Origin of the sequence: Aquidulcibacter paucihalophilus (genome assembly GCF_002105465.1) — a bacterium.
Taxonomy (GTDB): Bacteria; Pseudomonadota; Alphaproteobacteria; order Caulobacterales; family Aquidulcibacteraceae; genus Aquidulcibacter; species Aquidulcibacter paucihalophilus.
Map to the genome: position 1 here is coordinate 1 of NZ_NCSQ01000142.1, position 13,124 is coordinate 13,124.

The following is a 13,124-nucleotide window of genomic DNA, read 5'->3' on the forward strand; positions in this document are numbered from 1 at the left end:
CGGCGGTGTTGCCAGTGTCGATCACCCGGCGCATCTGGCGCAACAGCGTTTCCACCAAAATGGGTCTAGACGAACAAATCTTGATACAATGGCGTTAGCCGAGCCCCAGACCAGCGCCGAAAAATCGCGGAAGCCCTGCTCTGCACGTTGTTCTGGCGGGGATGCATGACAGGTTCTGGCGATTTCATGAGCGCACGGCATTTCAGCGTGCGTCAGAGCAAAAAAAGAGGCCGCATCCAGTGAGAATGTGGCCCTTTGAGGCGGCCTCTTGGGGGAGGAGACACCGATTGGCGTCAAAGACGGGCCAAATCATGTGTCGGCAGCGGAGGCTCGCTGCAACTCCTAAGTAGGGATGGGTTTGGCGAATAAAAAGGGTCGAGATGGTTAAGCAGGGCTGCAAAAATGCATGGCTAAGCAGGAAGCCAATCGGGGGCCTTCTGCATTTGGTGATACGCAAGCCTTCCCCCTGCCCGTTGGCTGCCGTTAGAGTGGGGCTATGAACTTCCTTGTTGCGTGCTTCATAGCCCTTTTGGTTGCGTGGATTGCCACACGCTTGATGATGGTGTGGGCGATCCCGGATGTGCCTGATGCTGAGCGCAAACTCCATCGCGCTCCAACCCCCAGTTCGGGCGGTATTGGCATTATGGCGGGGACCTTAGCCGGGCTTGGCGTCTTCTACCTTTGGCTTCCACATGTCACGCCTGACATGGCCCTGTGTCTAGCCATCTCGCTGGCAGGCGGCCTGCTTGGGTTTTTCGATGATCGGGCAGCCCTAGGCCCTAAAATCAAACTCTTGATCCTGCTGACGCTCGCCTTGGGATTTGTGATTTTTGGTCCCCGCCTTGAGGTCCTTCCCTTGTGGGACGGCATGAGCTGGCATTTAGGCCCTGTGCTGGGCGGGCTTGGAACGCTCATGTGGCTGTTGGTGATCGTCAATGTGGTGAATTTTATGGATGGGGCCAATGGCCTATCCATCGGGTCCAGCATGGTGGGCCTCATCTTCTTAAGTGTCGTGTGCGGATTTTTCAGCTTCACCCAGAATAATCCAGCCTTTTTGGTAACAGGCTATGGGCTGATCTGCGCGCTGGCTTGTGCGGGCTTTCTTTATTGGAACATAACGGGGGGGCGCATTTTTGCCGGCGATTCCGGAGCTCTGTTTGTTGGCCTCACCATTGGAACACTCGGGGCGTGGGCGGGCACGATGGGGGTTCATCCGCTTTCGGTTGCAACCTGTTTCCTGCCTCTCTTGTCAGATTCTCTTCTAACCCTTGTGTGGCGGGCGCGGCGGAAGGCCAATCTTCTCATGCCCCATGCCGATCATGTCTATCAATTGGCTATTCGGAACGGCCAGTCGCACCTCCATGTTGCCTCGCTCTACTGGTTGGGGAGCGCCTTGTGTGGCGTGGTTGCGGTGCGGGCATCAACAGCCAGTGATACCCTTATCTGCCTTGGCTTTGTCCTGTGCTTACTGCCCTTGATCCTTATCCTTGAACATCGGCGGGGCCATTATCTGGCGCTCCTGTCAAAGCAGGCTGGTGAGTAATGGCCAGTCTCGCTAAAAAAGGTACACAAATCATAGGTCTCAGGCGCATGGAAACGGCTGGACGGGACCCGCAAACTAAGTCAGGTTAAGCCATGGATTGGGACAAGCTCAAAACCTTTCACGCCGCTGCCGATACGGGCAGCCTGACCGCGGCTGCCGAAAAAGTCGGCCTCTCGCAATCGGCCGTCAGCCGGCAAATTGCTGCTCTGGAAGATGGTCTGGGCGTACCTTTATTTCACCGCCATGCCCGCGGCCTAATCCTGACTGGGCCCGGCAAAGTGCTGCAGCAATCAACCGGCCAAATGGCCACCATCGCGGCGGTTGCTGAGTCTAACTTGAAAGATGCGCGTGATCGGCCGCAGGGTGAACTCATCGTCACCGCCCCGATTGGCATTGGCGCAACTTGGCTCGCGCCGCGATTGGGCGGCTTTATGGATGCCTATCCAGACGTGTCGCTGCGCCTCCTGCTGGACGACCGCGAACTCGATCTGACGACTTTGGAAGCCGAATGTGCGATCCGTCTATGGGAAGCCACCCATGCCGATTTGATCCAGCGCAAAATCCTGTCCATCACCACGTCGCTTTATGCGTCACGCGATTATGTCGCCAAGCATGGCATGCCGAAGTCGCCCGAAGATTTGGCCAATCACCGCGTTATCGCCTATGGCGCACGCGCGGGCGACCCCATGAAAGTGCTGGACTTTGCCCTCACCTTGGGTCGGGAAGAGCACCGTCCACGCGAAGCAGCGCTGACGATTAATAACGTTTCAGCCCTCGTAAAGGCGGTGGTTGCCGGCCTCGGCATTGGTGGTCTGCCTGATTATCTGGCCCAGGCCGATACCGGGCTCATGCGTATCTTCCCAGAAACCGATGGACCCAATATCGACGTCTTCTTTATCTATCCCGCAGATTTGCGCCGCTCCAAGCGGATTGCGGCTTTCCGGCAATATTTGCTGGAGCAAGCGGTGAATTGGAAGGGCTGAAGCGACCTAGCCCCTGCCCGCCCAATTCTGTCCGTCAGGTCTTGGTGACAGCGGCAGTTTGGCCAAATAAGGATTTAGCGGCGGCCTTCATGTCTTCCTTGGATTGCTCACCAGCGGGCTTACGAAGGGCCTCGCCAACCGCATTGCCCGCGATGACGGCAGGGCGGGCGTCAATCTTCTCAAACCACGCTTTAACATGGGGAAAATCATCCAGATTCTGGCCAAAAAGTTTCGCGCCACGCACCCAAGGATAAGAGGCCATATCGGCAATGGAATAATCACCAGCAAGGAAAGGCGTCTCTTTCAATTGGCGCTCCATCACGCCATACAAGCGATTGACTTCATTGGTATAACGGGTCTGGCCATATTCAATCAGTTTTGGATCATCAACCAGATTAGGTGCATAGAGACGGAAGTGGCTGGCTTGACCGGACATGGGGCCAAGGCCCGCCATTTGCCACATGACCCATTCATCGACCTTTACCCGCCCCCGTTCGTCACTGGGGTAGAATTTGCCCGTCTTACGACCAAGATATTGCAGGATGGCCCCGCTCTCAAAAACCGAAATTGGCTGGCCATCTGGCCCGTTCGGATCGATGATGGCGGGCATGCGGTTATTTGGGCTGATGGCAAGGAAAGCTGGCTCAAATTGTTCACCCTTGCCAATATTGACGGGCTTCATCTCATACGGCAGCCCCATTTCTTCCAAAGCGATGGAGATTTTCCACCCGTTTGGGGTTGGCCAATAATAAAGTTCGATGGGGTTTTGTGTGGGCTGCGACATGAGCATCTTCCTATGTGATGACCCGGGACTTGCGCCGGTTAGCCTCAAGTCGGGTGCCTGCATCATAAGCGCAAGCGGAGAATATCCAACAGAGCTTGATCGAAATACTCACCAATCAGATCAATCTCGCGGTCCTGGCTCTTCTTCCTCAAATTGGAACAAGGTTTCAAACGGCACCGACAGTGCCCGAGCCATGCGAAAAGCCAATTCCAATGACGGCGCATATTTCTCGGCTTCAATCGCCAGAATGGTCTGACGGGTTGCCCCCACAAGATTGGCCAATTCCTGTTGGGTGAGGCCAGCTTGTATTCGGAGCTGGCGGATCTGATTGAGCACACGACCCTTAGTAACAGCCATTAGGAAGTTCGGCTCAACACAAGTACCATCACTTGCTTAACCCCGTGACAGAGAAACAAAATGGCCATCAATACAAAAAACAAAGTTGGCAAATGCTGGACGTTCAAAGTCCATTGGGCAGGGGTTGGATAGGTCGATTGCAAGAGGACTTGCCAGATCAGAACATTGATTGCGATAAATCCGACATAAAGTCCCAGGTGATCTGCCCGCGCGACGATCTGCTTGTCCCGCTCATCCTCTAAGGCGCCCCGCTCGCGCTGGCTATTTGCCCACATGTGCAATGCAGTTTCGCCAATGGTTCCAAGCGCTAAAACAAACAACCAAGTGCGCCAGATGTGACGTGCTTCTTGGTCGGGGATAGACCATCCATCTATCATATTGCTGGTAAGATAAGCGAAGATAGCAAGGGTGATAAGAAGGGATATGCCTGCTTTCTTTTCTGTAAGCGTCATGACCCTGACCTTTCATAGTAGCAAAATGTACAAAATGTTTTACACCTCCCTGCCTAAGCGCCTGATCCAGACATGTCGAACATGTTATACATTTTGCCATCCCATTCAGCCTGAGACGCATTGACGCCTTGAGCTTTCCTTGCCCCTCCCGTAGAAGCCAAGGCCGTGTTGGAGCAGACCCTCATGCCAGATTCAGTCATCAAACCCGTATCGATGAAAACCTATGACACCGACTTTGCGGGGTTTTCGAAAGAATTGGGCGGATGGTTTGAGGCGTTCGGCTTTGCCATCGTGGCCGACCACGGGGTCGATCAGAAAATCATCGACACCACCTTGGAAAAAGCCAAAGCATTCTTTGCCTTACCAGTGGATGTGAAGAAGTCTTATAGGTCGCCTGTCGGCGCGGGCCAGCGCGGCTATACCGCCTTTGGGGTAGAAACCGCCAAGGATCACACCATCGCCGACCTGAAGGAGTTTTGGCACCAAGGCCGAGACTTGCCAGACGGACATCGCTTTTCCAGCGTGATGCCACCCAATGTCCCCATGCCAGAGATTGAAGGCTTTGATAGCAGCCAAAAGGCGATGTTTGAGGACTTTGACCTTTTGGGCAAACGCATTTTGCGGGCCATTGCCACCTATCTTGAACTGCCAAAGGGTTATTTTGACGACAAGGTTGACGAAGGTAATTCGATCCTGCGTACCTTGCATTATCCCGCCCTTGGCCCTGATGTGACGCCCGGCGCGATCCGGGCAGGTGCCCATGGCGACATCAATGTGATCACGCTTCTTTTGGGCGCTGAAGAACCTGGCCTACAATTGCTCGATAAATCAGGCCAGTGGCAGGCGGTTACGGCCCCTGAGGGCTGCGTGGTAATCAATATTGGCGACATGCTGGCACGCCTCACCAATGACCGATTGCCCTCCACGGTGCATCGGGTGATTAATCCAGAGCCCGAGCGCGCCCGTTTCGCCCGCTATTCTTCGCCATTTTTCCTGCACTTTTCCCCCGATGTCTTGATCGAAACCCTGCCGATGAATGGCCCCATCAAATATGAACCCATCAATGCACAGGATTTTCTGGAACAAAGGCTTCGCGAAATTAAGCTTGCCTAGTTACCATTTGTTAAGACACTTCACCAAAACAGCCTAAATCATTGGCCTTTAGGGCAAAAACACCTCGATTTTTGCGCCTTTCTGGCAACACTCTGGAAGGCTTGCAGTCGAGAGCCGGAAAAACGCTTCGCATGTGTTGCAGGTTGAAAGCGAGCAGTCTAACGATAAGCCAGACCAAGATGTAAGAATCTTCGGACACCAAAGGCCAATCCCCGGTTTTACTTGGGTTTGGACCAAAAAAATTCTTTTGGGGAAACACACATGCGTTCAAACACCACTTCAAAGATCAGCCGAGTTGCGCTGCTTTCGTCCATCTGCTTGGCCAGCATTGGCTTCGCAAGCGTTGCGCAGGCCCAGACCACGCCCGCGGCAGCAGAACCCGATCAAGCACCAGAAGTCGTCATCGTGACGGCAACCAAGCGCGAGACTACGCTGCAATCCATCCCGGTTGCTGTGTCGGTTACCTCCGCTGATACAATCAGCAAGGCGCAAGTGCGTGACTTGAACGACTTGCAAACGCTCGTTCCTTCGCTACGCGTCAGCACCAACCAAAGTTCGTCGAACGCAACCTTCATCATTCGCGGCTTCGGCAATGGTGCCAACAATGCCGGTATCGAACCTTCGGTCGCAATCTTCATCGACGGTGTGTATCGCTCGCGCGCAGCTGCAGGGATCAATGACCTGCCAAACCTGCAGCGCGTCGAAGTATTGCGTGGCCCACAATCGACCCTGTTCGGCAAGAATGCTTCGGCTGGCGTGATCTCGGTCGTCACCCGCGAACCTAAGTTTGAATATGGGGGTTCGGCTGAAGTCAGCTATGGCAATTTCAACGCAATTGTCGCCAAAGCAGACGTCACGGGCCCCTTGGGTGAAAATGCTGCAGGCTCCATCGCCTTTGGCCTCAACAAGCGCGACGGTTATGTCGACAATTTGGCCATCGGCAAGAAGATCAATGACCGCGACCGTTATTACATCCGCGGCGATTTGGTCATCAAGCCAAGTGACCAATTGAAGGTCCGCGCTATTGTCGACTATGACCATCTGGAAGAATTGTGCTGCGCCGTTGTCAACGTGAAGGACGGCCCAACTGGTGCCATCATCCGCGGCATTGGCGGCAAAATCGTCTCCAACAGCCCCTTCTCTGACCAAGTCCAGTCCGAAATTGCGCCGATCAACGAAATCTCCAACCAAGGTGTTTCGCTGCAGATCGATTATGACTTCGGCAAGTGGCAGTTCACCTCGATTTCGGCTTATCGCAACTCGAAGAACTTCTCCGACGGCGATATCGACTTTACCAGTGCCGCATTGGCCAGCGCCTACAACCGCTTCTCGATCGACACACTGACCCAAGAATTCCGCTTGGCATCGAGCTATGACGGCCCGCTGAACTTCTTGTTGGGCGGCTATTTGTTTAAGGAAGAGATCGACCAGCAACAAGGCGTTGTCTATCAGAAAGACTTCCGCGCCTATGCGAATGGTCTGACGGGTGGCGCATCTTCGCCATTGGCCTTGATTGAAAATGCTTTGGGTCTGCCTGTGGGCACCACCTTCCAGCGCCAAGGCACTGGCACCACCGAAGACATGGGCATGAAGAATGATGCTGCATCACTCTTCGGGACGATCGATTACAAGATCACCCCAGCTCTGACCTTGACCGCCGGCTTCAACTACACCGACGATATCAAGAAAGCCCGCATCAATATTGTAAGCACCGACACCTTCTCGGGTCTCGACCTCAATGCCTTCGGTGCAGGTTTCTTGACCAATGCGTTGACCCCGGTCATTGGCGCAACCAATGCGGCAGCCGTGGCACGTAGCGTTGCTGGCACCCCTTGCCCAGCCGTTCAGCCTCCAGGTCTGCCAACCTGTAACCCATTCTTGGGTCTGCGCGCCTTGCAGTTCCAGCCCCCGTTCTTGAACATTCCAAACGCGGTGGAAAGCGGCAAGACCAACGATTCCAAGACGACCTATTCGTTCCGTCTGGCTTGGGAAATCAACGACAATTGGAATGCTTACGCCAGCTATGCAACTGGCTTTAAGGCGACCTCCTTCAACCTGTCGCGTGACTCCCGTCCATTCGCTGCGGACTTCATCCCAGGCAACCCAATCCTGAACCCAGCCCCATCCAGAATCCGTAATGCGGGTCTGGCTGTGACCAACCTCAGCACCGGCACCCGCTTTGCTGGCCCTGAAGAACCAACGGTTTCAGAAATCGGCGTGAAGGCGCGCTTCCCCAAGGGCGCATTCAACCTGACCTTGTTCGACCAAGAGATTGCAGGCTTCCAGTCCAACGTCTTCACCGGCACGGGCTTCCAGTTGGCCAACGCAGGGACCCAATCGTCCAAGGGTGTAGAATTCGATGCAACCTATCGCCCAATCCGGCCTTTGACCTTGTCGTTTGCCATGACCTATCTCGATCCGTTGTATGACGACTTCAAGCAAAGCGCCTTCGGCGACTTGTCTGGTGTTCAACCAGCAGGCATTGCCGAACTGACCTATTCTGCCTCGGCCACTTATGTGCAGCCGCTGGCAAATGGCGAACGTTTGACCTTCCGGGCTGACTTCTTCCACGAAGGCGAAACCCAGATTGCTGACGGTCTGGAAGGCAATCGCGCTGCAGCTACGCCTTACACCCGCGAGATCAACACCTTGAACGGTGGTATCTTGTACACAATGAACAATGGCTGGGAACTAACCGTCTGGGGACGTAACCTCACCGACGACCGTTATTTGACCACCATCTTCGCCGGTGTGGCTCAATCGGGCACGGTGTCTGGCTATCCAAGCCAGCCACGCACTTATGGTGTGTCGGCCAAATACATCTGGTAAGCTCTGGCTGACCTAGAGTGATATGGAAGCCCTCAACCTTCGGGTTGGGGGCTTTTTTATGGGTCAAAGCGGCCGCGCAGCAAACTCAAAGTGGATGGGGACTTCCCATTTGCGCCAATCAACCTAAACCCATCTGCCATGACTCACTCCGTTGACCTCCTTGCCCTCGATCCATCCGCAGAACGGGACATGCCCTATCAGGCTGGTCGTCCAAACGCACCCGTGCGCGCACCGCGTCCGAAGGATGCGGCAACTTTGATCTTGATCCAGCACACCCAATCAGGCCCCAAAATCCTGATGGGCCGGCGGGCAAGTGGTCATAGCTTCATGCCCGACAAATATGTCTTTCCAGGCGGCAAGGTCGACCGTTCGGATCGCTTCATCCCGACCCATGACGAGCTTCCCCCTCAATCCACGGAAGATTTGTCCAAGGCCAATAAGACCCGTCATCCGCGCGCCTTTGCCTTGGCGGCCATCCGCGAGACCTGGGAAGAAACAGGCCTGTTGATTGGCAAGCCCGGCACCATGCAGCTGCGCACGACTGATTTAGGCTGGACCAGCTATGCCGCCGCCGGCATCGCGCCCCACCTCAGCGCACTGCACTTCTTTGCCCGTGCCATTACCCCTCCTCAACGCCATAAGCGGTTTGATGCGCGCTTCTTCATCGCCAATGCCCAAGAGGCCCTCTATGACCTGCGGCCAGCCCGCGATGGCGCTGAAATGCAAGACTTGCGTTGGTTCAGCTTGGAAGAGGCCTTTGGCTTGGATCTGCCCAATGTGACCCGCTTCATTCTAGGCGAAGTCCAAGCCCGTCTTCAGGCCCCAGACAAGCCCCATGCTCCAGCCTTTTTACGATGGGGTCGTACCGGCCCGCAGATGGACCGGTTATGAGCGAGGTGCGCATGTCCCCTGCGACCTGGGCCGGGATTGGCACGGCGCTCAGCTGCGGTTTGATTGCCGCTGTCGGCTTTGCAATCAATGCCCCCTTGTTCGCCCTCACGCTGGACGATACCGGCATGTCGGCTACCGAGGTCGGCTTCCTGATGACATTTGCAGGACTGGCTGGCCTACTCTGTACGCCCGTGGTGCCCTGGTTGATGGGCCGCTTCCCCGTGAAAGCCATCCTGGGTGGTGGGCTTTTGGCCTCAAGCCTGATGTTCCTTCTCTATCCGATGACCGATCATATTTGGGTGTGGACCGCGATCCGATTTGGCTTTTCAACCTCCCTCACCATTATTTTCGTCGCCTCAGAGGCTTGGTTTTTGGAACTTGCCCCGGCCCATTTGCGCGGCCGATTGTTGGGGCTTTATGCTGCCACATTCGCTGGTGGTTTCGGCATTGGGGGCTTTGTAATTGCGCAATTGGGCCACCAGGGCCCCGCAACGCCCTATGCAGGGGCTGCGATCATGGCGTTAGCCACTCTGCCCCTTTTCCTGCTCAAGACACCGGCTGCCACTCGGCCCGAGGGGGCCGAGGCGAAACCTTCCGCCCTACTTGCCCGCCTGATGATCGCCCCTGCCCTGTTCGTGCCGGCCTTTGCCATGGGTGCCATTGAAACCAGCGCCTTCAACCTCTTTCCTCTCTGGGTGCGCGAAGTCGGCTTTGAAGATGCCGCCGCGGGTTATTTGATTGCTGCCAGCGGCCTCGGCAATATCTTGCTGCAAGGCCCTATTGGGGTGCTGGCAGACCGTTATGGACGCACACGTACGCTTTTAGGGGTTGCCATCATCGGCTTTATTGGCCCTTTCCTCTTAATGGCGGTGCGGTCTCCGATAGAGGCCTATGCCATTTGCTTTGTATGGTCTGGCTGCGTCACAGGCTTTTACACCTTGGGTCTCATGGGCCTTGCCGAACGCTTTGGCAAAACCGAATTGGCCGGTGCCAACGCCGCCTATGGCGGAAGCTATGGGGTGGGCCAATTGATTGCGCCTTTGGCCGGGGGCACGCTATTACAAACCCTTGGCCCGTCAGGCTTTCTGGCCGGGCTGGCGGTGATGGCGCTGACGCCTATTCTGGCGATTGCTGTACAGCATCAAGCGCAGAGAAAGTCTTGACCTTTGGCTCGGTTTAGGGTCTAAGCGCCCCCTCAGTTTCACCCATACCGCAACCGCGGGAGATTTATCATGGCCAAACCGGCCTCTATCAAAATCCGCCTGAACTCGTCTGCTGGCACCGGCTTCTTCTATGTGACCAAGAAGAACGCCCGCACCAAGACCGAAAAACTGCGCATGAACAAGTATGACCCTGTCGTACGCAAGCATGTCGAGTTTGTCGAAGGCAAAATTAAGTAAGCTTCTCACACGTGTGAGCTTAGCCTGTTAGGCGCGCTTTGGACCTCCAGAGCGCGCTTTTTGGTTTGTGTGACTAAATCTATCCCCCGTTCTGTGGCAAGCTCATATGCTATGGCTGTGCAGATTGGAGGGTTTTATTTTAGGCAGCGGCCGCACCAATGCCTTTTGGATGGAAGTAACCTGAGCACTTTCATCCCGGACGGTGAAGCCAAGTCCCAGATCTTGTGCTGCACAGTCCCACGAAGCGCCCGCTTTGCGCTAGGCTCTCGCGGGGATGCTAGTGTCTAGAGCGCCTATTCCTTTAGCCGCGCACCCTACATGCCAAGCTCCAAGCGCTCCAGCCGCTTGATCTCATCGCGCAGGCGGGCGGCTTCTTCAAACTCAAGGTCGGCAGCAGCGGCCCGCATCCGCTTTTCAAGGTCGGCCAAGGCTGCTTTGAAGTTATGGCCCGCAGCGCCTGCCTCAGGCAGTGCTTCAGATTTACCCCTTCCCTTGCTTTTGCCCTTCACATTGGCGGTAGCATCGGCGTCAGCACATAGCCCAATCGTAACACCTTCCTTGCCATAGGGGCTGTTGAGGATGTCGTGAATATTCGAACGAATCGATTGGGGCGTAATGCCATTGGCCTCGTTCCATGCCATTTGCTTGGCGCGACGGCGATCGGTCTCATCGATGGCGCGCTGCATAGAGCCCGTAATGGAGTCCGCATAAAGGATCACTCGACCATCGACATTGCGCGCGGCGCGGCCAATCGTCTGCACGAGGCTGGTTTCCGAGCGCAAAAAGCCCTCCTTATCGGCGTCGAGAATGCAGACCAATTGGCATTCTGGAATATCAAGACCTTCGCGCAATAGATTGATCCCGATCAGAATATCAAAATTGCCCAGGCGAAGATCGCGAATGATCTCAATGCGCTCGACCGTATCAATATCGCTGTGCATATAGCGGACCTTCAAGCCCTGCTCATGCATATATTCGGTGAGGTCTTCGGCCATTTTCTTGGTCAAAGTCGTCACCAAAACGCGCCCGCCTTGTGCAATGGTCGCACGCGATTCTGCGATACAATCATCGACCTGAGTAAAGCCTTGACCTGTCACCGGCCGAATCTCAACCGGGGGATCGATCAGGCCCGTTGGGCGAATGACTTGCTCGACAAACACCCCGCCCGTCTGGTTCATCTCCCATGGGCCGGGTGTGGCCGACACCGAAATGGTCTGAGGGCGCATCGCGTCCCATTCCTCAAACCGCAGCGGCCGATTGTCCATGCAGGAGGGTAAGCGGAAGCCATAATCCGACAGGGTTTTCTTGCGGCTATAATCGCCCCGAAACATCCCGCCGATCTGAGGAATGGTCACATGGCTTTCATCGACAAACACCAAAGCATTGTCGGGTATATATTCGAACATGGTTGGCGGGGGCTCACCCGGATTGCGGCCCGACAGATAGCGGGAGTAGTTTTCAATCCCGGCACAAGACCCAGTCGCCATCAGCATCTCAAGGTCAAAGTCTGTCCGTTGCTTGAGACGTTGAGCTTCAATCAACAAGCCATTTTTTTCAAACCATTCCACGCGCGCCTTGGCCTCGGCCTTAATCTTCTCAATCGCTTGGCTCAAGGTTGGGCGCGGGGTAGTGTGGTGGCTATTGGCATAGACTTTAATGGCCTCAAGGTCGGCCGTCTTTTTGCCCGTCAGCGGGTCAAATTCGTGGATGGCTTCAACTTCATCGCCGAAAAACAAAACACGCCACGCTCGATCCTCATAGTGCGCCGGGAAGATATCGAGTGCATCGCCGCGCAAACGGAAATTACCGCGCGCAAAATAGAGATCATTGCGCTTATATTGCAGAGCGACCAGATCGCGTGTCACCGTTTGCGGATCAGCCCGATCGCCCGGCTTCAGCACAAAGGTCATGGAGGAATAGCTCTCGACCGAGCCAATGCCATAAATGCACGAAACCGAGGAGATGATGATCACATCATCGCGCTCCAATATCGCCCGCGTCGCCGCATGGCGCATCCGGTCGATCTGTTCGTTGATATTACTCTCTTTTTCAATGTAGGTGTCGGTCCGCGGCACATAGGCTTCGGGCTGATAATAATCATAATACGAGACGAAATACTCGACCGCATTATTGGGAAAGAAGCTTTTGAACTCGCCATAGAGCTGGGCGGCCAAGGTCTTATTGTGGGCAAGGATCAGAGCCGGACGCTGCAACCGATGGATGACCTGGGCCATGGTAAAGGTCTTGCCAGAACCGGTGACGCCCAGCAGCACCTGATCCTTTTCGCCCTCCTGTGCCGCTTGGCACAAGGCCTCGATGGCGGCAGGCTGATCGCCGGCGGGCTGATAATCGCTCATCAATTCAAAGCGCTTCCCACCTTCAAATTTCTCTGGAAGCGTGGGGCGATGGGGCTGCCAAGCCGGTGGTGCTGCACTGCCGCGCGCATCAAGGACATTATAGTCAAAATCATAGACAAATGGGTCGCCAGCAAACTCAACCCCCGTTACCACCTGCGCATTGGGCTTGGGCTCATCCAACGCATCGGCCTCGGCCCGCAACTTCTTGATGTTCTCCCACGCCTGCATCTTATCCGTTGTGGGATGAGCATTGGGCTTACGAGGTCGGGAGGAAGGGGGACGCGCCATCAGGAGAACATAGGGGGAATATCGGGATTTGGGTAGGGGTATAGTCAACTTCCTAACACCCAAAGTCTGGAGACCTTTTTGCTGCCCTGTCATCAAGTCAGTTGTGGAATTGAGATTTGTATTGGTT

11 protein-coding genes are annotated in these 13,124 nt (G+C 55.3%); 7 read left to right on the top strand and 4 right to left on the bottom strand.

Annotation, left to right across the window (positions count from 1 at the left end):
* The first annotated feature begins 496 nt into the window (after positions 1-496).
* On the top strand, positions 497-1,543 hold the full coding sequence (locus tag B7364_RS09090; RefSeq protein WP_085339682.1) for a glycosyltransferase family 4 protein: 1,047 nt from the start codon (positions 497-499) through the stop codon (positions 1,541-1,543).
* A 92-nt stretch (positions 1,544-1,635) separates the two neighbouring features.
* Positions 1,636-2,526: a LysR family transcriptional regulator gene (locus B7364_RS09095; protein WP_085339683.1), complete on the top strand. Its 891-nt coding sequence runs from the start codon at positions 1,636-1,638 to the stop codon at positions 2,524-2,526.
* Between the two features lie 34 nt (positions 2,527-2,560).
* Here the strand turns inward: B7364_RS09095 and B7364_RS09100 are convergent, their stop codons facing one another.
* The 3 genes from B7364_RS09100 to B7364_RS09110 form a co-directional block, all read right to left on the bottom strand.
* On the bottom strand, positions 2,561-3,310 hold the full coding sequence (locus B7364_RS09100) for a glutathione S-transferase family protein (RefSeq protein ID WP_085339692.1): 750 nt from the start codon (positions 3,308-3,310) through the stop codon (positions 2,561-2,563).
* A 120-nt stretch (positions 3,311-3,430) separates the two neighbouring features.
* Entirely contained in the window at positions 3,431-3,667 is a 237-nt protein-coding gene (locus B7364_RS09105; protein ID WP_085339684.1) for a helix-turn-helix transcriptional regulator, read from the bottom strand.
* A complete protein-coding gene (locus tag B7364_RS09110) occupies positions 3,667-4,119 on the bottom strand; it encodes a hypothetical protein (RefSeq protein WP_085339685.1) in 453 nt (150 codons plus the stop codon). The genes B7364_RS09105 and B7364_RS09110 overlap by 1 nt, the downstream gene beginning before the upstream one ends.
* 183 nt (positions 4,120-4,302) lie before the next feature.
* Between B7364_RS09110 and B7364_RS09115 the strand changes: the two genes are divergently transcribed.
* The 5 genes from B7364_RS09115 (at position 4,303) to rpmG (ending at position 10,352) form a co-directional block, all read left to right on the top strand.
* Positions 4,303-5,232, top strand: a complete 930-nt coding sequence (locus B7364_RS09115; RefSeq protein ID WP_085339693.1) for an isopenicillin N synthase family dioxygenase — start codon at positions 4,303-4,305, stop codon at positions 5,230-5,232.
* Positions 5,233-5,493: 261 nt separating this feature from the next.
* Complete coding sequence (locus B7364_RS09125; RefSeq protein ID WP_085339687.1) at positions 5,494-8,061, top strand: TonB-dependent receptor; 2,568 nt, start codon at positions 5,494-5,496, stop codon at positions 8,059-8,061.
* A 138-nt stretch (positions 8,062-8,199) separates the two neighbouring features.
* A complete protein-coding gene (locus B7364_RS09130) occupies positions 8,200-8,952 on the top strand; it encodes an NUDIX hydrolase (protein ID WP_085339688.1) in 753 nt (250 codons plus the stop codon).
* 11 nt (positions 8,953-8,963) lie between these two features.
* Complete coding sequence (locus B7364_RS09135; protein ID WP_157893622.1) at positions 8,964-10,115, top strand: MFS transporter; 1,152 nt, start codon at positions 8,964-8,966, stop codon at positions 10,113-10,115.
* A gap of 69 nt (positions 10,116-10,184) precedes the next feature.
* Positions 10,185-10,352: a 50S ribosomal protein L33 gene (rpmG, locus tag B7364_RS09140; protein WP_085339690.1), complete on the top strand. Its 168-nt coding sequence runs from the start codon at positions 10,185-10,187 to the stop codon at positions 10,350-10,352.
* 314 nt (positions 10,353-10,666) lie between these two features.
* Here the strand turns inward: rpmG and uvrB are convergent, their stop codons facing one another.
* Entirely contained in the window at positions 10,667-12,997 is a 2,331-nt protein-coding gene (uvrB, locus tag B7364_RS09145) for an excinuclease ABC subunit UvrB (RefSeq protein ID WP_085339691.1), read from the bottom strand.
* Positions 12,998-13,124: the final 127 nt, after the last annotated feature.

What these genes read in the sequence shown, in the direction of transcription:
- B7364_RS09095 (WP_085339683.1), top strand. Translation starts at nt 1,636, where the DNA reads ATGGATTGGGACAAGCTCAAAACCTTTCACGCCGCTGCCGATACGGGC.
- B7364_RS09130 (WP_085339688.1), top strand. Translation starts at nt 8,200, where the DNA reads ATGACTCACTCCGTTGACCTCCTTGCCCTCGATCCATCCGCAGAACGG.
- B7364_RS09105 (WP_085339684.1), bottom strand. Translation starts at nt 3,667, where the DNA reads ATGGCTGTTACTAAGGGTCGTGTGCTCAATCAGATCCGCCAGCTCCGA.
- B7364_RS09110 (WP_085339685.1), bottom strand. Translation starts at nt 4,119, where the DNA reads ATGACGCTTACAGAAAAGAAAGCAGGCATATCCCTTCTTATCACCCTT.
- B7364_RS09135 (WP_157893622.1), top strand. Translation starts at nt 8,964, where the DNA reads ATGTCCCCTGCGACCTGGGCCGGGATTGGCACGGCGCTCAGCTGCGGT.
- B7364_RS09125 (WP_085339687.1), top strand. Translation starts at nt 5,494, where the DNA reads ATGCGTTCAAACACCACTTCAAAGATCAGCCGAGTTGCGCTGCTTTCG.
- B7364_RS09090 (WP_085339682.1), top strand. Translation starts at nt 497, where the DNA reads ATGAACTTCCTTGTTGCGTGCTTCATAGCCCTTTTGGTTGCGTGGATT.
- uvrB (WP_085339691.1), bottom strand. Translation starts at nt 12,997, where the DNA reads ATGGCGCGTCCCCCTTCCTCCCGACCTCGTAAGCCCAATGCTCATCCC.
- B7364_RS09100 (WP_085339692.1), bottom strand. Translation starts at nt 3,310, where the DNA reads ATGTCGCAGCCCACACAAAACCCCATCGAACTTTATTATTGGCCAACC.
- rpmG (WP_085339690.1), top strand. Translation starts at nt 10,185, where the DNA reads ATGGCCAAACCGGCCTCTATCAAAATCCGCCTGAACTCGTCTGCTGGC.
- B7364_RS09115 (WP_085339693.1), top strand. Translation starts at nt 4,303, where the DNA reads ATGCCAGATTCAGTCATCAAACCCGTATCGATGAAAACCTATGACACC.